Here is a 20,980-nt window from a genome sequence, read left to right on the forward strand (position 1 = left end):
GTACAAGTGATCTCGCCGCAATGGATTGAATTTTGGCAGGAGTTCAGGGAGAGCAAGAGCGCCATGTTCGGGCTTTTTCTGACCGTGCTCTTTATAATTGTCGCTGTTTTTGCGTCGGTTTTGAGCCCTCAGAACCCCTACGACCTGACCCAACTCTTTTTGGAAAACTCAAACCTGGCTCCAACCCTTTTCAGTGAATGGTCTTACAGCCATTTCATGCTGGGATCGGACGGCCAGGGCAGGGACCTTTACAGCGCCATATTGTACGGGCTTCGGGTTTCGCTTTACGTGGGCCTGGCCAGCACCATACTTTCGGCCGCCTTCGGCACCTTGATGGGGCTGGTGGCAGGCTATATGGGTGGCAGGACAGACGCCTTCATAATGCGCATCGCCGACATTCAGCTCTCGTTTCCGGCTATTTTGATTGCCCTGGTAATCATGTCCATATGGGGCCAGGGTTTGTTTAAGATCATCATAGCCATCAGTGTGGTGAACTGGGTCTTTTACGCCCGCACAGCCAGGGGATCGACCCTGGCTGAAAGGGAAAAAGACTATGTGGACGCGGCTCGCTCCAGCGGCATCTCAGACACCGCCATCATGCTGCGCGAAGTGCTTCCCAATATTGTCGCTCCCATTATCGTCATAGGCACCGTCAGGGTGGCCAACTCCATTATCCTGGAATCCACCTTGAGCTTCCTGGGCCTGGGCGTGCCCATAACCGAACCTTCCCTGGGCTCTCTGATCTATGAAGGCTATCAGGTCTTGTTCAGCGGTTTCTGGTGGGCCTCGGTCTTGCCTGGCCTGGCCTTGATGGGAGTGGTCTTGGGCATAAACCTGTTGGGAGACCGCTTGCGCGATGTCTTGAATCCGAGGCTTAAACGATGAATACCAACTCCGAGAAACTGCTTAGGGTAAAAGACCTTCACACCCATTTTTTCACCCGTAAGGGCGTGGTAAAGGCTGTGGACGGGGTGAGCTTCGAGCTTGAGCCGGGGCGCATTCTGGGCCTGGTGGGGGAGTCGGGAGCGGGTAAATCCATAACCGGTTTTTCCATTCTGGGCCTCATCGATCCTCCGGGAAGAGTGGTCTCAGGGGAGATCAGCTTCAAGGGCCGGGACCTGGCCAAACTGCCTGAAGAAGAGCTGGTAAAGATACGGGGCAAGCAGATCAGCATGGTCTTTCAGGACCCCCAGACCTCCCTGGACCCGGTTTTTACCATCGGTTATCAGATAACCGAGGCCTTAAAGGCTCATGGTGAAAAGGATATGGATAAGAACTGGGCAAGGGCCGAGGAGCTTTTGCGCATGGTGGGCATTCCTTCGCCCAAGGAAAGGCTGGAAGATTATCCCCACCAGTTCTCCGGAGGAATGCGGCAAAGGGTGGGCATCGCCATTGCCATGGCCTCTAATCCTTCTTTGATTATCGCCGATGAACCCTCGACCGCCCTGGATGTCACCATCCAGGCCCAGGTGCTGACCTTGATGCGGAAGCTGGTCAAAAGCCAGGGCGCATCCATGATCCTCATCACCCATGACATTGCCCTGGTGGGGCAGTTCTGTGATGAAATCTGCGTTATGTACGCCGGATGCCTGGTGGAAAAAGGGCTTAAGGAAACCGTGATCAGAAACCCGGTCCACCCTTACACCCAAGGCCTTATAGCTTCAATCCCGGGCAGTCAAGAGCGCCGCCGCAGGCTGAAACAGATTCCGGGCATCATGCCCAGCCTGCTGGATCTGCCGTCGGGCTGTCCCTTTCTGCCCCGTTGTGAATTAGGGGATGAAACCTGCCGCATAAGGCCGGAACTTGAGGAAACAGCTCCCGGTCACCTGGCGGCTTGCCACAAGGTGGGCTCATGATGGCTCGAAACAACAACTCAGAAGTACTCTTAAAGGTGGAGAACCTGACCAAACACTTTCCGGTCCAGAAAAACATCTTTGAACAGATGTCCTTTAACAAAGGCCGGTTTGAACTAAAAAGTCAGGTGGTGCATGCGGTCAACGGCGTCACCCTGGAGATAAAAAAGGGCGACACCCTGGCCCTGGTGGGAGAGAGCGGTTGCGGAAAATCCACCCTGGCCAAATGCATCATAGGCCTGCACCAGCCCACCTCGGGCAAAATTTTCTATGGTGATCAGGAGATAGGCAACCTCACCGGAAGAAAACGCAGGCCTTTTCAAAAACGCATTCAAATGATTTTTCAGGACCCGTTTTCCTCGCTGAACCCGCGTAAAAAAGTGGAGGATATTGTGGGCAGGCCCATGCTTTTGCACGGCATCGCCCAAAAGGAGAACCTTAAAAAAGCGGTCTTGGATATCATGGATCGGGTGGGCCTGGACTCCACCTACGCCAGCCGTTATCCGCATCAGTTTTCTGGCGGGCAGCGCCAGCGCATAGGTATTGCCCGGGCCCTGGGCTGTAAGCCGGAACTGGTCATAGGCGATGAGCCCATCAGCGCGCTGGATGTTTCCATCCAGGCCCAGATCCTTAATCTGTTGATGGATCTGCAGGAAAGCATGGACCTGACTTATTTGTTTGTATCCCACGACTTAAGTGTGGTGAAACATATAAGCTCCAGGGTTGCGGTGATGTATTTGGGCTACATTGTGGAATTGGCCGATACGGAAGATATCTTTGCCAAGCCCAACCATCCCTATACCCAGTTATTGTTCTCGGCCATCCCCACCTTGGATACATTGGATTTTGTGGAGGCCGCAGGCCTGGCAGAGGGAGAGGTGCCCACACCGATCAATCTTCCGTCCGGTTGTCCATTTCATCCCCGCTGCGTCCACAAGATGCCTATATGCTCGGAAAAACGTCCCGAACTTCGGGAAATAACCCCGGGCAGGTTTTCCGCCTGTCATTTAAACGGAAAAAAACAATAAGGATGACCATAGAATGCCCTTCACCCCCTTTGATTAATCAGGATCGCCTTTGGCGGGATCTTAAGGATTTGGGTGAAATAGGCCGCAGAGCCGGTGAAGGGCTTTTCAGACCGGGTTTGAGCCGGGCGGATCTGGAAGCCAAGGCCTGGTTTAAAGAGCGCCTTTTGGATGCCGGCCTGGAAGTGATTGAGGACGGGGTACTGAATCAAATCGGCAGGTTGCCTGGTAAAAGAGGCAAACAACCTGTGGTGGTTGGGTCTCATTTGGATACTGTGCCCGGAGGCGGCTCCTATGACGGCGCCCTGGGGGTTCTGGCCGGGCTTGAATGCACGAGAACCCTTAAGGAATCTGGCGCGGATCTGGACCATGATCTGGAAGTGATCAATTTCAGCGATGAAGAAGGAGCGCATGGTATTGGCACAGTGGGTTCCAGGGCCATGCTGGGCCTTTTAAGCAAAACTGAGCTTGATTCTTGCGGCTTTAGTCAAAGCCTGGCCCGGGCGGGCGGCAACCCGGATCAGGCCTTCAGCAGGGTGCGCGGTGCAGAGGATTTCAAGGCTTATCTTGAATTACACATCGAGCAGGGCAAGGTGCTTGAATCCCGAGGGGATCAGATAGGCGTGGTGAGCGCCATTGTGGGGATCAAGCGTTATAAGGTGACAGTCACCGGCGAGCCGGGACATGCCGGGACCACACCCATGGGGCTCAGAAAAGACGCACTGGTCAAGGCTGCTCCCTTGTTCACCCTTTTACCTCAATGGGTAAGTGAACAACACCCCGAGATGGTCGGCACCATCGGCAGTCTCGACCTTTTGCCCGGAGCGCCCAATGTCATACCCGCTGAGTGCTCATTTACAGTTGAGCTGCGCTCCGTCAGGCAGGTTGACCTGGATCAGATTCAAAAACGTCTGCTCAAATATGCCAAGGCAAAAAGCGGCTGGTCTGTGCGGATGATCTACAATACCTCGCCTGCGGATTTATCCTCCGAGCTTATGGATTTTACTGGGCAAGCTTGTGAAGATCTGGAACTTTCCTGTCATCGGATGCCCAGCGGAGCAGGGCATGACGCCCGAAGCTTTGCCGTGGCCGGGGTGAAAACCGGTATGATTTTCGTTCCCTGCACTCAAGGTTTGAGTCATTGCCCGGTTGAAGCCATAACCAAAGACCAGGCCGCCCGGGGATGCCAGGTGCTTTTGCACAATATTCTGTCCCTGATGAGAGCCTGAGTCGGACTGAATTTTGAGGTGTTACATTCTAATATAGCATCAGGGCTCATGTGAGGCAGATAAGCGAATTATGCTCAAGCCTTGTCACCGGCGGCCAAAAGATTTTACACACTGCGGAAAAATTACGCTTCATTGGGGAGATCACGAGGGAATGAAGCCGGATTTATTGTTTCGCATCTACACGCCTTTAATGAAAATCCCTTGAACTCAAGGATACTTTATCGGTATTATCCTACTGATTTTGCGGAGTTATCAGTTCTGCCATCATCACAAACTTGAAGTTATTGCTCTGTTTGAGCCCTTGGATATCAGGTTGGCTTATCCTTTTCCTGCTGATTCATTGCATCCTGTGAAAATAAATCTGGCCCAAGATTTTGAACTAAAACCGTGAAGTCATTTTTAGTGGGTCCGATATATTGCTGGTTTTAGTTGTTGTCTATCCGAAATTAAATTTAAAATATATTAATGCCTGCCTTTGACGGCTCAGGTTTGGTTATTTGCGTGACATGGCTTTCAGCCGGGAGAGTGCGCAGATATGTCAAGGTAACTGTCAGTTCATTAAGGGAAGATCCATGTCTCAAAAACCTGGCCATGAACAAGCGGAAAAAAACGTCCCAAGCACCAAGGCGCCCCCGGCAGGGGAAGAAGGTTCGGACAAGAGGCCCAAACGTCTGAATAAAGTCCTTAAGGTAATCCGCAATTTCAATCAGCTGATTACAAGGCAAAGCGACCCTCAGCGCCTTATCCAAAAGGCCTGCGAGATTCTCACCGACAACTTGGAATATAAAAGCGCCTGGATAGGTTTGATGGATGATAACCGAAAATCTTTGCGCTATTTTGCTTCCGCTGGCTTGGGTTCCGAAAAAAAGGAAATTGAAGATGGTCTTGGGGCGGGCGTTTTCCCCGCATGCCTGGAGACAATTACCCATGACAATAATTTCAAGGTGATAGAGACTCCGATTCCTGAATGTTTCGATTGCCCCTTGGCCCAAAAAGAATCCAGAAAAAGTTTTTTTAAGGGGGCCCTTGTCTGGGAGGGCAAGATCTACGGCTATCTATCCTGCTCGTTGCCCGCCTTTCATGCCAAGGACCAGGAAGAACAAGACCTTTTCAGGGAGTTGGCCGAAGACCTGGCCTTTGCTCTGCAAAAGATAGAAAAGGAAGATGCCCTTAAAAACCATAGCCAAAAAATCGCATCCGCCATACGTCTGGGAAATCTGGCCTGGTGGGAGGTGGATCTGATTACGGGAAAGCTTACCTGTGATGACCGCAAAGCAACCATGCTGGGCTATGATCCCGTTTTGTTTTCAAATAGACGCTATGACAAATTTAAAGATCTTATTCATCTTTCAGACCGGGACTCCGTGGAAAAGGCCGTTGCCTCTGTTCTAACGGGTGAAACGAATAGTTATGAAGTTGATTACCGCATGCGAAAGGTTGACGGCAGCTATATCTGGCTGCAGGACAGCGGTGGGGTGGTCAAGTTTGACAGCCGGGGCAGACCGCTGCAGCTGGCCGGGGTGGTGATGGACATAGATGAACGCAAGCGCATAGAGGAGTCCTCGCGGTTTGCCAATGACATTATCCAGCACAGCCCGGCTGTGGCCTTTTTGTGGGAGGCAACGGAAAATTGGCCGGTTGGGTTTGCCACAGCCAACACCGAGCGTATTTTCGGCTATAGCGCCGATGATTTTATCTCCGGACGGGTCAGATATGAGTCAGTGGTGCACCCTGACGATCTTGCCAGGGTGGAGAGGGAGGTGCTGGAAAGTAGCCTTGATCCCACAAAAAATGTTGTGGCTCACACCCCCTACCGCATTGTCAGGCCGGATGGTGAGGTGCGCTGGCTGGAGGATATGACCTATATCCGCCGGAATAAAAAGGGCGAGATTCTTTCCTATGAAGGCATTATTCTGGATGCAACCCAAAAGATCATTGCTGAAAAAAGTATTATTGAAAACGAATCGCGTTTCAGAAGAATTCTGGACAGTGTGCAAAGCATACCTGTGCAGGGTTATGACGATCAAAGGCGGGTGATTTACTGGAACACCGCCAGTGAAAATGTTTATGGCTACACCAAGGAAGAGGCCTTGGGTGAAAAACTCGAGGACCTTATCATTCCCCCGGAGATGCGAAGCCAGGTTAAAGATGATGTTGACCAGTGGCTGAAAGGCGGACCCCCTATCCCCTCTGCCGAGCTGCTTTTGACAGGCAAGGGGGGAGAATCGGTTAGTGTATTTTCCTCCCATTTGATGCATGTCACCGCTTCCGGGAAAAGAGAGATGTTTTGCGTGGATGTGGATCTCACTCCCTTGCGCAAGGCAGAGACGGCCTTGATTGAAAGTGAATCCAGGTATCGTTCGTTGTCTGAGAATTTTCCCAATGGCGCTTTACTGTTAATTGATGAGGATTTTTGCTACCTGGCCGCCGGCGGCCAGGCCTTGACCCGTTTGGGAATTGTCGGCCGTGACCTGATCGGCCTTACAATTGGCGAGGCCTTTCCCGAACTGTGGCAGACTCTGAAGCCCCATTGCCTGACTGCGTTAAAAGGCCGGGAAAGTTGGTGTGAGATCAAACACAAGGGCAGGATTTACTCAAATCACATCCTGCCTGTGCAGGCCCAGTCTCAGGCCAGGGCATTGGTGGTGCTTCAGGATATAACAAGGCGTAGGCAGGCCGAGGAATCCTTGCACATGCAATCCTTGGTTCTGGAACAGATCCAGGATATGGTCACGGTGACCGATCTTAAGGGCAGGATTCAGTATGTAAACCAAGCAACCTGTAACATTTTTGGCAAGAGCAAAGAGGAGCTCTTGGGTCAACACGTCAGGGTTTACGGCGATGATCCCGCAAACAGCGCGGCCCTGGATGAGATTTTGGCTCAAACCAGAGAAAAGGGGCACTGGAGAGGCCAGGTGGTGAATCATGTTGCCCGTGGCATGCCCTTGTTTTTGGACTGCCGCACCCATACAGTGCGGAGCCCGGATGGAAGGCCCATAGCCTTCTGTGGAATAAGCACCGATATCAGCGAACGCATAGAGTCTGAGGAGTTATTAAAGGAAAGCGAACACCGTTTCCGCTCTTTTGTGGAAAATGCCAATGACATTGTATACGAGCTGAGTCCGCAGGGTGTTTTGACATATGTTTCGCCCAATTGGCTGGAGTTTATGGGTGAAGCCCCTGAAGAGGCCTTGCATAGACCTCTGGCTCTTTATGTTCATCCCGAAGACCAGGAAAAGCTTGATTTGTTTCTGGTAAAAGTGCTTGATCCCGATCAGTGCCAAAAGAGTTTGGAATATCGGGCGTTGCATGCCGACGGTTCCATACACTGGCACACCGCCACAGCTTCCTGCTTGTATGATGAACAGGGAGAACTGGTCAGCTTTGTGGGAATAGCTCGGGACATGACAGACGCCAAGCTTTTGGAGCAGGAAAAACAAGTCCTGGAATCCCAGCTCCGCCAGGCACAGAAAATGGAAGCAGTGGGAACTTTGGCCGGCGGGATTGCTCATGATTTTAATAATATTTTAACTACTATAAGTGGTTATTCCGAATTGGCCCTGGATGACGCGACCCGGGGCAAGGCCACGCCTTTGGAATTGAACCAGATATTAAAGGCGGCGGACAGAGCCAAGGAACTGATCCAGCAGATCATGGTTTTCAGCAGAAAAGCCGCCTTTGAACCAAGACCCGTCAACCTGAATCAGTTGATTAGGGATGCCGTATCCATTATTAAGCGCACCATTCCCAAGATGATTTCGGTGGAAGAAAATCTGGCAAAGGACCTTTATCTTACCAATGGCGATGCCACCCGACTGGAGCAGGTGATTCTGAACCTGGCCAGTAATGCCAAGGATGCCATGCCCCAGGGCGGCAGGTTAATAATAGAAACCGAAAATGTTAACCTGGATAATGAGTTTGTTGCCGGTCATTTGGGGGTGAAGCCGGGGGACTACATCCAGTTGACTGTGTCCGACACTGGAATGGGTATGGATAAAGAGACCCTGGATCATATTTTCGAGCCGTTTTACACCACCAAGGAAGTGGGCAAGGGCACGGGGCTGGGTCTGGCCTCGGTTTATGGAATCGTCAAGAGCCATCAGGGCTATACCTCCTGTTACAGCGAACCGAAAAGAGGCGCCAGTTTTAAGATTTTTCTTCCCGCCTTAAGGGAAACTGATCAGGAGGGGGAGAAGGCCGTAGAATCTCCATTGGTTGAGGTTCAAGGATTTGAAACCGTTTTGGTGGTGGATGATGAAAAGCCCTTGCGCAAGTTGGCTTCGCGCATGCTGACCAGTCTGGGCTACAAGGTGCTCACAGCCTCCAATGGGGAAGGTGCGATCGAGATTTACAAGGAAAAATTAGGAGAAGTGGACCTGGTGATTATGGATTTGGGTATGCCGGGCATGGGAGGTAAAAAGGCCCTGGAAACCATTTTGGCTATTGATCCCAAGGCCAAGGTGGTTATAGGCAGCGGTTATTCTGCCAATGGCCAGGTCAAAGACGCCCTTGGATCCGGGGCTTCCGGTTATATTGCTAAACCTTTCCGTAAAACCGAACTTTTAAAGGCGGTCAGAACCGTTTTGGATAAAAAATGAATCACCGACGGAAATTTTAGGCCACGGTCGGGAATCAGGCTGCATGTCAAGATTCCGGACTGTTTTTCCCTTGGTCTGCTATAGTTATTCCCCCCCTTTTAATACTATAATGCCACTCGAAACAGCTCGATGAAAGAGAGCCGATGCAGATGACCAAGCAGCTTGATCCTCAGAGGAAGGAATATCTAAAACGAGACTTTGGGCAAGGATTTCCGAAAGATATTGGGTTAATCGTTTTGGATGCGGCCTGGGGGAAATTTGAGACCGTTCTTGAGATTCAGCCCAGGCATTCCCAGCAGGACGGATTTGTACACGCAGGCGTATTAGCAACCATGGCAGACCACACCATGGGCTATGCCGCCTATACCGTAGCACCGCTGAACGGTCGTATTCTCACTATTGAGTATAAGATTAATTATCTTCGGCCTGCTAAGGGGAAACAACTTTACTGTCTGGGCCAGGTCGTTAAGCCGGGCAAGTCGGTGATACCCTGTCGAGCCGAGATATTTTCCCGGGATCAGGATAGGGAATCGATGCTTTGCGCCGTGGCCCTGGGAACCATGACTTCGGTTCCCGAAGAGAAATTATCCTGATTATGGCCAAGATCCATCCCTTGCTCGTTTAAAATAATAGTTGGAAGAGAAAAAGCTACCCCTTGATCAGAAAAGCATGGGAGAATTCCCGTTAGTAATAATTTGTTTCTGAGCGGCGTTTTTTATGTCATTCAAATTTTTCAGAAGGTTGCGGCTTAATCGTATAACCCGGAGCGGATGATATGGTTTCGCGAAAGGTTTCCGGAATTTTAGGTTTACTGGGATCGCTTGTTCTGGTGGTCCTGATTATAAGCTTTATGATCTGGTCTGAATTCCCCGACGTTCTGGTGCTGGGAGCGGGTGTATTTTTTGGATTGCTTTTTCTGCTGAGAGTTATCGGCGTATACCGTGGAACACGGGCAAGAAAGCAGAATTATTCCACCTTTGAGAGTAATTCATTGGGTCAGCCAGTGACCGAAAAATATGTCACACCATATCAAGCCGATGCACCGGTGACCAAGGAAGAGAAAATTCTGTGTCACGCCGCCCCCATTCGGCCTGTGGCAAGCGGGGTGAAATCGTTTTCTTCCGGTCCGGGCACTACTACGGTTATGGGCAAAGCCAGGGCAAAGGACTCTGAGAATTGCCTGGTTCTTACCAATCGCAGGTTTTTGTTTTTAATGCTGGGGCCAAAAGAATTGAGACAATACAGCCAAGATTCCAAGATTACCAATTTGCTGGAGTCCCTGCCCGGCGATGCCTCGGCTAAAAGAAATTGGCTCTGGCTAAATGCCGCCAACGAGATTAAAGAAGCCCTGGGACAGATGATTGACCAAAAAGATTTGGAAACCATGCGCACCAGCCTTTTCAGCTATTCCATCCCTTTAAAACACATTCGAGGGATTAAAAGGAACAGCCGCAGTCAGAGCCTTATCCTGGCGGTCGGGCGGCATTCATTGCAGTATAGCTTTCGGCTGGTGGAAGATTTTTTATGTGTTACTGAAACGCTGGATAAAATGGGTTTTATGATTAAAGTATGATTTACTTTTACCTCTGAATGATCAATACACCTGGGGAGGCCCTGCTTGGTGATACCAATAAAAATGGTATCATTATAAACCAAAGTCTCTTACAGTAGACCCTTATGAGCCAGGCTTCCCGGGTGGCCGCCTATCCGCTGCTCATCCTGAATTTTCCCTTTGACCTAAGGCGGGAAAAAGAGGCGGATGCAATCTGTAAGAGATATATAATTTTTTACAGGTAACAGATTTTTTCGCGCCTCAGTTTGTTGTAAAATCATAGCTCCTTTTCAGGCGAAATTATGCGCTTGCCTGAAAAGAGATGAAAAAGCGCTTAACCTTGATTTTAATTGCTTACTTTTAGTATAACCTCGCTAATTGTTTGGTAAAAGAGAGGGCAAAATGCCTTTTGAAAGTATGAGCAAAGAGGAGTTGATAGAAGAAGTAAAACAGCTCAGAAAAAAGCTTCTAGAGGCTCAGAACGGCCCTGACCAGGCTAACTATGTGAATCGCCCGGTGCGCAAGGAACTAAGTACAGATATTGAATTCATATTTGACCTTGACCTGTTGAACGCTAAAGGGCTTAATATCTCGGATACCGGGATAGCTTTTACGGTTGAAAAAGCCCTGCCGGTTGAGATGAGGTTTTTCCACCAGGGCGAACCCCATTACTATGCGGCCGAGCTGGTAAGGATAAAAAGATTGGAAAACGGCACTTATCTTATGGGACTTCAGTTTACCGACAAGGTGGTTTTACCGGATCTACCTCCAGAGCCTGGTGAGGAGAGCCCTAAGAAAATTATCTAACCCCTGATACCAGGTTATTTTATAATTTGGCTTTTTCAATACGTGATTGCGAGATATTTTCCCTACCTATTAAATATATTTTTCCTGAAATATTTTAATGACCCAACTAGGTTGATCGATTGGATGTTGTTTCTTTCCATGAGATTTGGAGAAACGGTTAAATCTTAAGATAACAGGCTGAATACCTTTGTTTGTTACACCTTTGACCAACCGGTTACAAAGGGATTTTCTTGTCTCTCCTGCCTTGCGAGGGGCGGGGATAAAAAAGCGTTGATTAAATTTTTGAAGTTAAAACAAATGGTTATATTTAGCAACCAGGTTTTTTTTATTTTTTATAATTCTTTTCTTAACAAGTGGTTTTAAAAGATGTAATTTGGTAGTGAATTTCAAGCAGTGGTTTTGCTCTAAAACCCCGTCGCATTATTACCTGTCTCTATACCCAAAAAAGAATTATCGCAATGTTTAGAGTTGACAAAAGGGCGATTGACGCGTTATGTCATTTTAAACATATGTAAAAATACACATCAGTGTAGGTGCCGGTGGGGTTCATCTTGTAATTGGCCTGCTTTTTCTGCCATGAAATGGAAATCCCTCCATGACCTGTTAGCGAAACATCTAAAGGAGTAGAACAATCATGCGCTGCTTGACACGTTTGACCTGTTTTTGCCTGGTCATGTCACTTTGCTGCCTGGGCGGACCGTCTCTGGCTGCCGAGAAAAAAGTCGATTTTCAACCTTACGGCCTGGGTGACTTGGTGGTGACCGGGAATAAGCCCGATTCCAGGCAGGTGGCCATAGATACCGTGGTGACTGCCCAGGATATAGAGGCCACCAACAGTAAAACAGTTGCCGAGGCTCTTCAGTATGCTCCCGGCGTGGTGGTGACCACGGGACGCAAGGCAGAGCCTGACATACAGATTCACGGTTTCAGTCAGGATAAGATCCTGGTTTTGATCGACGGTGTGCCTTATCACGAGACCAACTACCGCAAACTCAACTTAAACCAGATCCCCGCCGATATCATTTCCCGTATTGAAGTGGTGAAAAACGCTCCTTCGGTTCTTTATGGCGCCAACGCGGCTGTGGCGGTCATCAATGTGATCACTAAAAAGGCCGCGGCAAATGACGGCAAGCCGGTTTTTGCCTTAAGGGGTGAGTTCAGTGAGAATGACACCTACCGGGCCAGCCTGACCAGCGGCATCAAGGCCGACGCCCTTAACTTCTGGTTCAACTACACCCACCGGGAAACCGACGGCTTCCCCATGAGCGACGATTATGATCCCAGAACCGGAACCATAGTCCCCAAACCGGGCAAGCCTTATAACACGGTTCTTCAAGACGGTGATTACCGTAAAAATTCCCAGCACAGTGTGGACAGCATTTGGCTGAGGGTCGGTGTGGAGCCCAGCGAAGACTCTGAGTATTTTGTGAGCCTGCACCGCATCACCGCCTCCCGCGGTGTCCCCCCGAACGTGGATGAAGAGCGGGTTTTCATGTTCCGCCCGGCCTTTAGCGGCCTGTCCAAGTTTGATCATTACGATGACTGGGGCTTCGATGTCTCCGGACGCCAGGGCTTTGGTGATAAGTTTAATTTAAAGGGAAAACTTTTTTATCATAACCACAAGGATAACTACATCTCCTATGCTGATAAGGATTACAGCCGGGAGTTGTCAGACAGTTCCTACAAGGATTACTTCCTGGGCGGTAACCTGATCGGCGAATTTTTACCCGCAGACGGTCACGCCCTGCGCGCTTCCTTGCATTACAAGGGCGATTCCCACAAGGAAAGGGATGACGCCTATCTGCCCTATGCCGAATCTTTCTCTTACACCGGCTCAACCGGCCTGGAATACCAGTTTGACGGGGTGAGCGGTCTTTTGCTTACCGTGGGCATGAGCTATGACTGGTTTGAGGTTGACAAGGCCGAGATCACCGAAACCAATAAAGATGGTGATTTCTTAGAATTCAGCAATCCCGACCTGCCTTCCAGCAAAAACGAGTTCAATCCCATGGTGGGTTTGAGCTATACCTTCAGCGACACCACCAGGCTCTTTGGTTCTGTGGCCAGAAAGACCCGCTTCCCCACCCTGCAGGAGCTTTTCTCCAGCAAGTCCGGCAACATCGAGCTTGATGCCGAGCAGAGCCTCAACTACACCCTGGGCGTGGGTCGTGACTTCGGCGATATGGTGAGCGTTGAGCTGGCCGGTTTCTATCATGACATCAGTGACTGGATCTCCCGGGACGGACCCTGGGTGGACAGTAAATACCGCAACTATTCTGATGTTCAGGTATATGGCGCCGAGTTTGGCGTGACCATAAGGCCCATGGCCGACCTGACCCTTTCGGCCAACTACACCTATGCCCATGGCAAGGATGAAAGTGAAGGGGCTGTGACCGATAAGGTGCTGTCGCTGCCGGAACACAAACTGGACCTGGGCCTGGGCTATATGATTCCCGTTGTCAAGGTCAAACTGGATCTCACCGGCCTTTATGTGAGCGATCGTTACAGCCAACTGCCTTCTCCGCAGAATCCGGACGAAGAAGAAGTCAAAGACGATTCCTACTTTGTGGGCAACCTGCGTCTGGGCAAGAACTTCTGCGATCATTTTGAGGGTTACTTCTCCGTGAAGAACCTTGCCGATGAAAATTACGAGCCTGAGAAGGGCTATCCTGCGGCCGGCCGCAGCTTCTGGGTGGGCTTTATCGCCAGATTCTGATTTGAATGAGAAAAACGGGCCGGGTCATCCCGGTCCGTTTTTTAGTTGAATGTTTTTTGTAAAGGCGTTCTAAAGTCCCGGGTCGCGATCCCGGCGTTGATATTGAGTTGGCCGTTTTGAGCAGGTCCTTTTTTCAAAACGGCCCGGCTAAGCCTGCTTGACAGGCTCTTTAAAAGAAAACTCTGAAGATTTTTTAAGGCCTCGGGCTTTATTTGATACGGGGGCATTTCATGTCTTTTGCCGGTCAGGTTGGTTTCATTAAAAGAAATTTTATAAGCACAAAAACCGCTTTTCTTTTTGGCAAGGCCCTTTGTCTGGTTTTGGCTCTTGGGCTGGGGTGGGTTTTCCCGGCCCAGGCTGGTGAGCAGATTACCTTTTCAGATATGGCTGGCCGCCAGGTGAAATTGGACCGGCCCGCCAAACGCTTGGTCACCACTTATAAACCGGCGACTTTAACCGTCCTGTCTTTGGGACTGGGCGAGAACCTGGTTGGTGTGGACCTGGGATCCAGAAAAGACCTTTTTCAGTTGGCTGTTTGCCCTGGATTGGCCAAGGTCAAGGGGGTGGGGGATAAGACTCTGGGTCTGAATCTGGAGACTATTGTCGAGGCCAAACCGGATCTGGTGATACTCTATGCCCAAAAAGACGGCATGGCCATGGCAGACCGCCTTGAACAATTGGGTATTCCCAGCATGGTCATATTGCCTGAGGGTTTTAACTCGATCAAAAAGGCCATGAGCCTCGTGGCCCGGGCCGTGGGTAAACCCGAGCTGGCCCATAAGGCCGGCCAGGCCATGGACCGTACGGTCAAGCTGGTGGCTGACAATTTGGGAACCTTGGCGCCCAAGGATCGCAAGGTGGTCTATTATGCGGGGCCACTGGGCTTTTTCAGCACTGCCACCGGCAACATGCTGCAAGACGAAATGATTCGCCTGGGCGGCGGGGATAATGCAAGTGGCCTGCTTAAAGGCCATTTCAAGACCATCAGCCCGGAGCAACTGGTTTCCTGGAATCCTTATCTTATTGTCTGTTGCGCCCGGATCGCGCCCGGCCTTAAACCCAACCTTGTTAGGCCTGAGATGCTTAAGCTCGAGGCTGTGCGAAAGAAAAGGGTTTTTATCGTTCCCTGCAACCTGGCTCCCTGGGATTTTCCTTCACCACTCTCAAGTCTGGGGTCATTGTGGCTGGCCAAAAAGCTGTACCCCGAAAAGATGAAATCGGTTGACCTCATGGCTGAGATAAACCGCTTTCATCTGGATGTCTATGGTAAGACATTTGAGGAGATAGGTGGAGAATTGGCGGACAAGGTTAAGTGAACCTGGGAAGATTCAGGCGATAAATGCCCAAAAGATCAGTTGACTTGGCCTCAGACGGACTGGCCCGGAACTACGGTTGCCTGGTTGCGGGGCTCTCAGCCCTGACGCTTGTTTGTTTTATCGGCTCCCTTTTGGTGGGGCGCATGAATATTTCCGTTGTCGAGCTGCTTGGCATGACCTGGTCCTGGTTTAACGGCGAGCCCATGGAAGCCGAAGGGGTCTCCTGGCTGGTTTTCAGCCAGGTTCGTTTTCCCAGATGCATCTTAGCCATTTTGGTGGGGGGCAGCCTGGCCTTATCCGGCGCGGTTTATCAGGGACTGTTTCGCAACCCCTTGGTGTCTCCAAATATTTTAGGGGTCTCCGCCGGTTGCACCTTGGGGGCGGCCCTGGGTTTGATCCTGCCCGGTCTGGGATTTGGCATGGTAAGGGGCCTGGCCTTTGTCTTGGGCCTGGGAGCGGTCTTTGCGGCCCTGGCCCTGGCCAGGTTGGTTGCGGTTCGGTCGGTGATTGTCCTGGTTTTGGCCGGTTTGGTGATCACCTCTGTTTTAAATGCTCTATTGATGATCATTAAGACCCAGGCTGATCCCTACAGCCAGTTGCCCGCCATTGTGTTTTGGATCATGGGCAGTCTACACAGGTCTTCGTGGCAGGATCTGTACTGGGCCCTGCCTCTTATGGGCGGAGGGTATCTCTTTTTCCATGCCTTTCGTTTTCGTTTGAATGTGCTCTCCTTAGGTGATGATCAGGCCCGCTCCCTGGGCACCAACCCACTGCTCTGGCGCGTGTCTTTTATTTGCGTGAGCTCCTTAATGGTGGCCTTTGCGGTCTCCACCTGCGGTCAGATTGCCTGGCTTGGTTTGGTGGCTCCGCATATGGCCCGCACCTTGGTGGGACCAAACCACGAGCGCATGATTCCGGTAACCGCTCTTTTGGGGGCCTTGTTTCTTTTGTTGGCCGATGGCTTGGCCCGCACTTTGACTGCGGCCGAGTTGCCGGTCAGCATCATCACTTCGCTAACCGGCGGTCCTTTTTTTGCCTATCTGCTCTACAAAAATCGCGGGAGCGGTTGGACATGAGCCTTATCTGCAGATCACTCAGCTTTGCCTATGGCTCGCGCCCGGTTTTTCAGGATGTGAGTTTTGAGGTGCAAAAGGGGGAATTTTGCGCGGTCTTGGGGTGCAACGGTTCCGGAAAAAGCACCCTTTTAAACTGCCTGGCCGGACTATTAACACCCCAAAAGGGGGAAATATTTATTGGCAAAATAAGGCCAGGGCAGGATTCCCTGAGCCAAGTTGCGAAGGTTATTGGCCTGGTGCCCCAAGAGCATAACGATATTTTTCCCTTCAAGGTGCTGGATGTGGTGGTGATGGGGATCGCTCCATACCTGGGGCTGGGGGAAAAGCCGGGAAAACAACATTACGCCCAGGCCAGACAGGCCCTGGCTGATTTGGGCTGTCCGGAGCTGGCTCAGCGCAACTTCAACCAGATATCAGGTGGAGAGCGCAGGCTGACTTTACTGGCCAGGGCATTGGTGCAGAGTTCCAGTTTACTTTTATTGGATGAGCCCACCAATCATTTGGATTTTCACAATACATACCGTGTGCTGGGGAGAATCAGGGGGTTGTGCCTGGGGCGTAAGCTGTCTGTGGTGGCGTCTCTGCACGATCCCAATCTGGCGGCCCGCTTTGCGGACCAGGTGGTGATGATAAAAGATGGACGCGTGCTCGCCTGGGGGGAACCTGAAAAGGTCATGACTCCTGAATATTTAAAAGATCTTTATGATGTGGAGATCACGGCTGTAGCCCCATGTGAAGGACACGCCTATTTTGTGCCCCGCCTGCCGGAAATTCTCAAAGGCGGTTTAAAGGAAGAGGATTCAGTGCAAGGCAAGCTGAAGTATTCTCAAAAAGGCGGGGTGGTCCTGCTCACCGGAGATCGGGGCAGCGGTAAAAGTACGCTTTTGTTGGAGCTTTTGGAATACCTGCGGGAAAAGGATCTCATGGCCGCAGGATTTGTGGCCCGGGGACTTTGGAAAGATGGAGTAAGGTCCGGATTTGACCTGCAACTGGCCGCCTCCGGGGAGATTATTCCCTTGGCAAGGAGGGTTCCGGCCAGCAAACGCACCGGATCAATGCCTTTTAAATTTGATGAGAAGGGGCTTAAGGCCGGTGACCGGGCATTGACTGTGGATGCCTGTTCCAAGGCCAAGGTGATCATGGTGGACGAGGTCGGCCCCTTGGAGATGAGTGATCAGGGCTGGGCTCCGAGACTGGGGCCCCTGTTGAGTTTGGACGGAAAAATACAGATTTGGGTGGTCAGGGATTCTCTTTTGGAGGAAGTCCCCAGTAAATGGGGATTTAAGCCTCGCCTTATTGTCAGCTCTCAGGACCCCCGGGCACTAGACCTTTTGAAACAGGAGATTACAGCCTGTTGACGGCAAGGTTCGAAAGGGCTTTGTGGTCAGGCTGAAATAAGGGAGTTTTTTTAAATGAACCAAGCCTTTCTGGGCTATCTGCATTGGGGGGGGCTGTTTTTTTGCCTTTTGTGCTTTGCCCTGGCCCGTTTTAACCAGCCGCGTGTGGCCCGTATAGTAGGTATAGTCCCTCTCTTGCTGGCTTTATGGGGAGTGGGGCTCATCATTTCCACTGCCGGAAGGGTGCCGATGTATGGCCCTTTGGAGACCTTAAGCCAGGTGCTTGCGGTTGTCCTGACTATGATTTTTTTCTTTCCTCCCAGAGCGGACCAAAGAGGCGCCATTGTCTATTTACCCTGGCTGGGAGCAGCTCTGATTCAGTTGTTGCTGATTTTGGCCCCGGCCAAGCTGAACCATAACTTCTATATGTATGAACATCCCATGGTGATCGGATTTTTCCAATTCCGCATATGGGCCTTGGCCTTTTCCCTCTTGTCTTCTCTTAATTATCTGGCGGGCATAAAGGGATTAAAGGCTTCTCACGGACTTTCAAGGGGAAGAAATTATCTTTTTGTCGCGGCGATTTTGTACCTTATGGGAGAATTTTCCGGTTGCACCTGGTGCCTTTTGTGGCTGGGAGATTATTGGCGCTGGAGTTCGGGCTTCTTTGAATCCGCTTTGATTTTCCTCCTGATGATGCTGATTTTTCACTTTCCCCAATCCTGGATCGCCAATCCAAAAGTAAAGGCACTGGCTGGTGGATTGGTCGGCCCGGTGGTCATGATCCTGGTTATGATTCACCAATGGAGTGCGATCTGATGAGACGCCTGGCATCTTTTGTTGTAACTGCATACACCGTTATCGGCCTTGTTGTCTGGTTGTTTTGGGGTCGTTATTTGGGTGATGTCGAGCCTTACCGGAGCGCCGTAAAGGCAATGAACTCGCGGATAATCGTTGACTGGTTCTTTGGCCCGGCCTGGAATCAGCCCCTTGTAGCTATTTGGTTTGCCGGTCTTTGCTTGCTTTGTTTGGTTCTTTTTATCAACTTGGCCTGCTGCCTTTGGGTGAGAATGCCGTTTAACCGGTTGGGCAAGATGACCGGAAAACGCGCCGCGCTATTGGTGGTCCACCTGCTTTTGGCTTTGGTTATGGCGGCCCATGCCGTATCTCTTGTAGTCGGAGATAAGCACGAGGACCTGAAGGTGGTGCAGGGACAAGTGGTAAAATTGCAGGATGGATATGTCTTAAAAGTGAAGGAAATAGAATTTAAAGACGATTTAAAACTATTACGCCTTGAAAAAAGACAAGCCCGACATGCCATGAACAGTGACAATTTTCATCGTGAGTCAAACCTGGTAAAGGTGTCTTTACTGCGAAATAGTGAGATCATGGAGCAGGGTGACCTTTGCATTCTCTCCCCATTGAGCCTGGGGAAATGGGATCTGGTGGTGACCAAATTTAACTTGAAGCAAAAAAACGGCAGAGAAATTCTCAGTGCAAATATCACCATAACCAGTGGCAGCCAGGCTCTAATTTTCTTTTTCCTCTATGTATTTTTCATATTGAGCCTCATATGGCTGCTAGTTGCCTCGTGGCAAAACGGAGCAAATTCAGGCCTTCATAAAGACGCCATCTCTAGTCTATAGGCTGTTTTTGTGTTTCAAAGTAATCTTTGCGGCCACTTCAGCATGATCTGGCATAAATATTTTTTGGCTTGATCGGGGCAATACTTGACTTGTTGGTCAAATATTGCCCTGAAAGCCCTTCGCCAGTCCCTTTTCACTCCCCTGTGAAGCTCAAAAAAGCGTTTTTTTTAAAAAACCGGTTTTTTCAGTCAAAAAGTGACATGCCAAAGGCTTGCTTACCCAAAAACGGCCCTGGATTCCCGGAAAATTATGACAAGAAGCTTTTTCTGCTGGTTTGCAAGAAGGAACCGGAAAGGCAGACGCAGGGCTTTGTGCTTGTGAATTAATGAATCAAACAAGTTTTTACCTGGTTTTTTGTCGTTCATTGAGGGAAATAAAAAATCCTTCATTTTCCCCTTGCAAAAAACCAAAACAGCTATATTTTCCTGATTAAACAGGTTGAGGGAAATGAAAAAAGCACTAGACCGACCTTTTAAACGGGAAGGAATAGTGCTTAGGTGTATAGGGTAACTGTTTTGGATAACAGTACAAATTTTCCCTCATCTGGTGTCAACGGTATGTCTTTGGCCGCTCAAAAAAAGTGAGCAAACGTTGGCGCCAAAAAACATTTTGCTAATGGGTCTTTGCAATGATAAGCCCCATTGGAGGTTGAAATAAACAAAGTGGATTACGTAGAGGCTTACACTCTGGCTAGAAAAGTCAGGCATGAAGCCACGCTTGCCGGCATGCAAGCTCTGAAGCGTTCCTTGGTTAAAGCTTTTAATGATTTTGCCGCCTTTTTGCACCAAAAGGGGAAACAAAGGGTTCACGCTCACTAAAAACAGCCCTTTGATCCGGATATGATATCCTGAGGCTGGCACAATTAAATTATAGAAAACCCCTTGGGAGTGACTCCCAAGGGGTTTTTAATGCACGGTTTTGGTATATGTTCCGGCGAGTCAGAACCCTCAGACTAAATCCCGCGTGTAGTTCCCCCGTCCTTTTCATATCAGAGATCGGCCTCGATCTGATAAGTACAATATAATTAGTATAATCTAGGTCTTTGGGCCTGATTGCATTTTCCTTTTCTGCAAGCGGTTTTGCTTCTTTATTCGAACATGCGGTGCGCTTTTGGAGTCGCCTCATAGCCGGGAGTGAAAAGAATGAGCAGGCAAGTCCCGATTGCTCTTGGTCTATGCTGATTGAATTAGTAGAATAAGTTGGTGTTGGGGTAAGTAAAAAAGACGATTCATTGCGGCATAAGCCAAGTAAAGACCTTGCTGCCTTGCAGTGAGGGATCAAAAAGATCCGAACCACCTTTTAAGATCCGGATTAAGGCAACTTGCAGGATCTTGCCGACGTTTTAAGTTGCGTGGTTTCCAACCTGGGGCATTTTGTTACACCAATGCCGGTTTTTGTTAACCTTTCATGCCTTTGCCGGGGTCTGGTGCAAAAAAGGAGCTGTGCTTTTGGAGTTTAATGTTTCCCAAATAGATGAAGTTAAGATCCTGGCCATGTTGGCTGATCGTCTGGACGCGGGCAACGCTGAGGAGTTCAAAAGCGTTATAGCTCCGCATTTGGGGCAGGGGGGTAAGGTTGTCCTTGATATCAGTAAATTGGTTTTTGTGGATAGTTCGGGTTTGGGGGCGATTCTTTCATGCCTGCGTAAGTTGACTCAGGCAAGGGGAGACTTGAAACTCTGCGGCATGTCCAAACAGGTGCGGCTTTTGTTTGAACTGGTGCGCATGCATCGTATTGTGGATGTTTATAACACATCCGCCGAAGCCGTGGCCGCTTTCGAGGATTAGTCACGGATTTTGGAGCCGGCTTGTCAGTAGTTGGGCTT

General features: G+C 50.1%; 15 protein-coding genes. All 15 read left to right on the forward strand.

Features of this window, described 5'->3' with window-relative positions; genetic code table 11:
* Positions 1–6 precede the first annotated feature (6 nt).
* Positions 7–885, forward strand: coding sequence for an ABC transporter permease (locus X474_RS00065; RefSeq protein ID WP_044346036.1), 879 nt, complete (start codon positions 7–9; stop codon positions 883–885).
* On the forward strand, positions 882–1,856 hold the full coding sequence (locus X474_RS00070; RefSeq protein ID WP_044346037.1) for an ABC transporter ATP-binding protein: 975 nt from the start codon (positions 882–884) through the stop codon (positions 1,854–1,856). The genes X474_RS00065 and X474_RS00070 overlap by 4 nt, the downstream gene beginning before the upstream one ends.
* A complete protein-coding gene (locus X474_RS00075; RefSeq protein WP_044346038.1) occupies positions 1,853–2,881 on the forward strand; it encodes an ABC transporter ATP-binding protein in 1,029 nt (342 codons plus the stop codon). The genes X474_RS00070 and X474_RS00075 overlap by 4 nt, the downstream gene beginning before the upstream one ends.
* A gap of 2 nt (positions 2,882–2,883) precedes the next feature.
* The gene (locus X474_RS00080; protein WP_052514653.1) at positions 2,884–4,107 is read left to right on the forward strand and encodes a Zn-dependent hydrolase; all 1,224 of its coding nucleotides are present in this window, start codon (positions 2,884–2,886) and stop codon (positions 4,105–4,107) included.
* A gap of 572 nt (positions 4,108–4,679) precedes the next feature.
* Positions 4,680–8,705, forward strand: coding sequence for a PAS domain S-box protein (locus X474_RS00085; RefSeq protein ID WP_052514654.1), 4,026 nt, complete (start codon positions 4,680–4,682; stop codon positions 8,703–8,705).
* 143 nt (positions 8,706–8,848) lie between these two features.
* Entirely contained in the window at positions 8,849–9,298 is a 450-nt protein-coding gene (locus X474_RS00090) for a PaaI family thioesterase (RefSeq protein WP_052514655.1), read from the forward strand.
* Between the two features lie 182 nt (positions 9,299–9,480).
* On the forward strand, positions 9,481–10,278 hold the full coding sequence (locus tag X474_RS00095; protein ID WP_044346039.1) for a hypothetical protein: 798 nt from the start codon (positions 9,481–9,483) through the stop codon (positions 10,276–10,278).
* A gap of 381 nt (positions 10,279–10,659) precedes the next feature.
* Complete coding sequence (locus tag X474_RS00100) at positions 10,660–11,064, forward strand: PilZ domain-containing protein (protein ID WP_044346040.1); 405 nt, start codon at positions 10,660–10,662, stop codon at positions 11,062–11,064.
* Between the two features lie 634 nt (positions 11,065–11,698).
* The gene (locus X474_RS00105) at positions 11,699–13,780 is read left to right on the forward strand and encodes a TonB-dependent receptor plug domain-containing protein (protein ID WP_044346041.1); all 2,082 of its coding nucleotides are present in this window, start codon (positions 11,699–11,701) and stop codon (positions 13,778–13,780) included.
* A gap of 230 nt (positions 13,781–14,010) precedes the next feature.
* Entirely contained in the window at positions 14,011–15,096 is a 1,086-nt protein-coding gene (locus X474_RS00115) for an ABC transporter substrate-binding protein (RefSeq protein WP_044346043.1), read from the forward strand.
* Between the two features lie 23 nt (positions 15,097–15,119).
* A complete protein-coding gene (locus tag X474_RS00120; RefSeq protein WP_044346044.1) occupies positions 15,120–16,172 on the forward strand; it encodes a FecCD family ABC transporter permease in 1,053 nt (350 codons plus the stop codon).
* Entirely contained in the window at positions 16,169–17,530 is a 1,362-nt protein-coding gene (locus X474_RS00125; RefSeq protein ID WP_052514656.1) for an ATP-binding cassette domain-containing protein, read from the forward strand. The genes X474_RS00120 and X474_RS00125 overlap by 4 nt, the downstream gene beginning before the upstream one ends.
* Positions 17,531–17,584: 54 nt before the next feature.
* Positions 17,585–18,328, forward strand: a complete 744-nt coding sequence (locus X474_RS00130) for a hypothetical protein (RefSeq protein WP_044346045.1) — start codon at positions 17,585–17,587, stop codon at positions 18,326–18,328.
* Complete coding sequence (locus X474_RS00135) at positions 18,328–19,155, forward strand: hypothetical protein (RefSeq protein WP_044346046.1); 828 nt, start codon at positions 18,328–18,330, stop codon at positions 19,153–19,155. The genes X474_RS00130 and X474_RS00135 overlap by 1 nt, the downstream gene beginning before the upstream one ends.
* Positions 19,156–20,603: 1,448 nt before the next feature.
* Complete coding sequence (locus X474_RS00150; RefSeq protein WP_082464073.1) at positions 20,604–20,942, forward strand: STAS domain-containing protein; 339 nt, start codon at positions 20,604–20,606, stop codon at positions 20,940–20,942.
* Positions 20,943–20,980 lie beyond the last annotated feature (38 nt).

This window comes from Dethiosulfatarculus sandiegensis (assembly GCF_000931935.2).
Classification (GTDB): Bacteria; Desulfobacterota; Desulfarculia; order Desulfarculales; family Desulfarculaceae; genus Dethiosulfatarculus; species Dethiosulfatarculus sandiegensis.

Bases quoted from the DNA above. Each gene is read 5' to 3' on its own strand.
- X474_RS00085 (WP_052514654.1), top strand. From the start codon at position 4,680: ATGTCTCAAAAACCTGGCCATGAACAAGCGGAAAAAAACGTCCCAAGC.
- X474_RS00070 (WP_044346037.1), top strand. From the start codon at position 882: ATGAATACCAACTCCGAGAAACTGCTTAGGGTAAAAGACCTTCACACC.
- X474_RS00120 (WP_044346044.1), top strand. From the start codon at position 15,120: ATGCCCAAAAGATCAGTTGACTTGGCCTCAGACGGACTGGCCCGGAAC.
- X474_RS00080 (WP_052514653.1), top strand. From the start codon at position 2,884: ATGACCATAGAATGCCCTTCACCCCCTTTGATTAATCAGGATCGCCTT.
- X474_RS00095 (WP_044346039.1), top strand. From the start codon at position 9,481: ATGGTTTCGCGAAAGGTTTCCGGAATTTTAGGTTTACTGGGATCGCTT.
- X474_RS00100 (WP_044346040.1), top strand. From the start codon at position 10,660: ATGCCTTTTGAAAGTATGAGCAAAGAGGAGTTGATAGAAGAAGTAAAA.
- X474_RS00105 (WP_044346041.1), top strand. From the start codon at position 11,699: ATGCGCTGCTTGACACGTTTGACCTGTTTTTGCCTGGTCATGTCACTT.
- X474_RS00125 (WP_052514656.1), top strand. From the start codon at position 16,169: ATGAGCCTTATCTGCAGATCACTCAGCTTTGCCTATGGCTCGCGCCCG.
- X474_RS00130 (WP_044346045.1), top strand. From the start codon at position 17,585: ATGAACCAAGCCTTTCTGGGCTATCTGCATTGGGGGGGGCTGTTTTTT.
- X474_RS00115 (WP_044346043.1), top strand. From the start codon at position 14,011: ATGTCTTTTGCCGGTCAGGTTGGTTTCATTAAAAGAAATTTTATAAGC.
- X474_RS00135 (WP_044346046.1), top strand. From the start codon at position 18,328: ATGAGACGCCTGGCATCTTTTGTTGTAACTGCATACACCGTTATCGGC.
- X474_RS00090 (WP_052514655.1), top strand. From the start codon at position 8,849: ATGCAGATGACCAAGCAGCTTGATCCTCAGAGGAAGGAATATCTAAAA.
- X474_RS00075 (WP_044346038.1), top strand. From the start codon at position 1,853: ATGATGGCTCGAAACAACAACTCAGAAGTACTCTTAAAGGTGGAGAAC.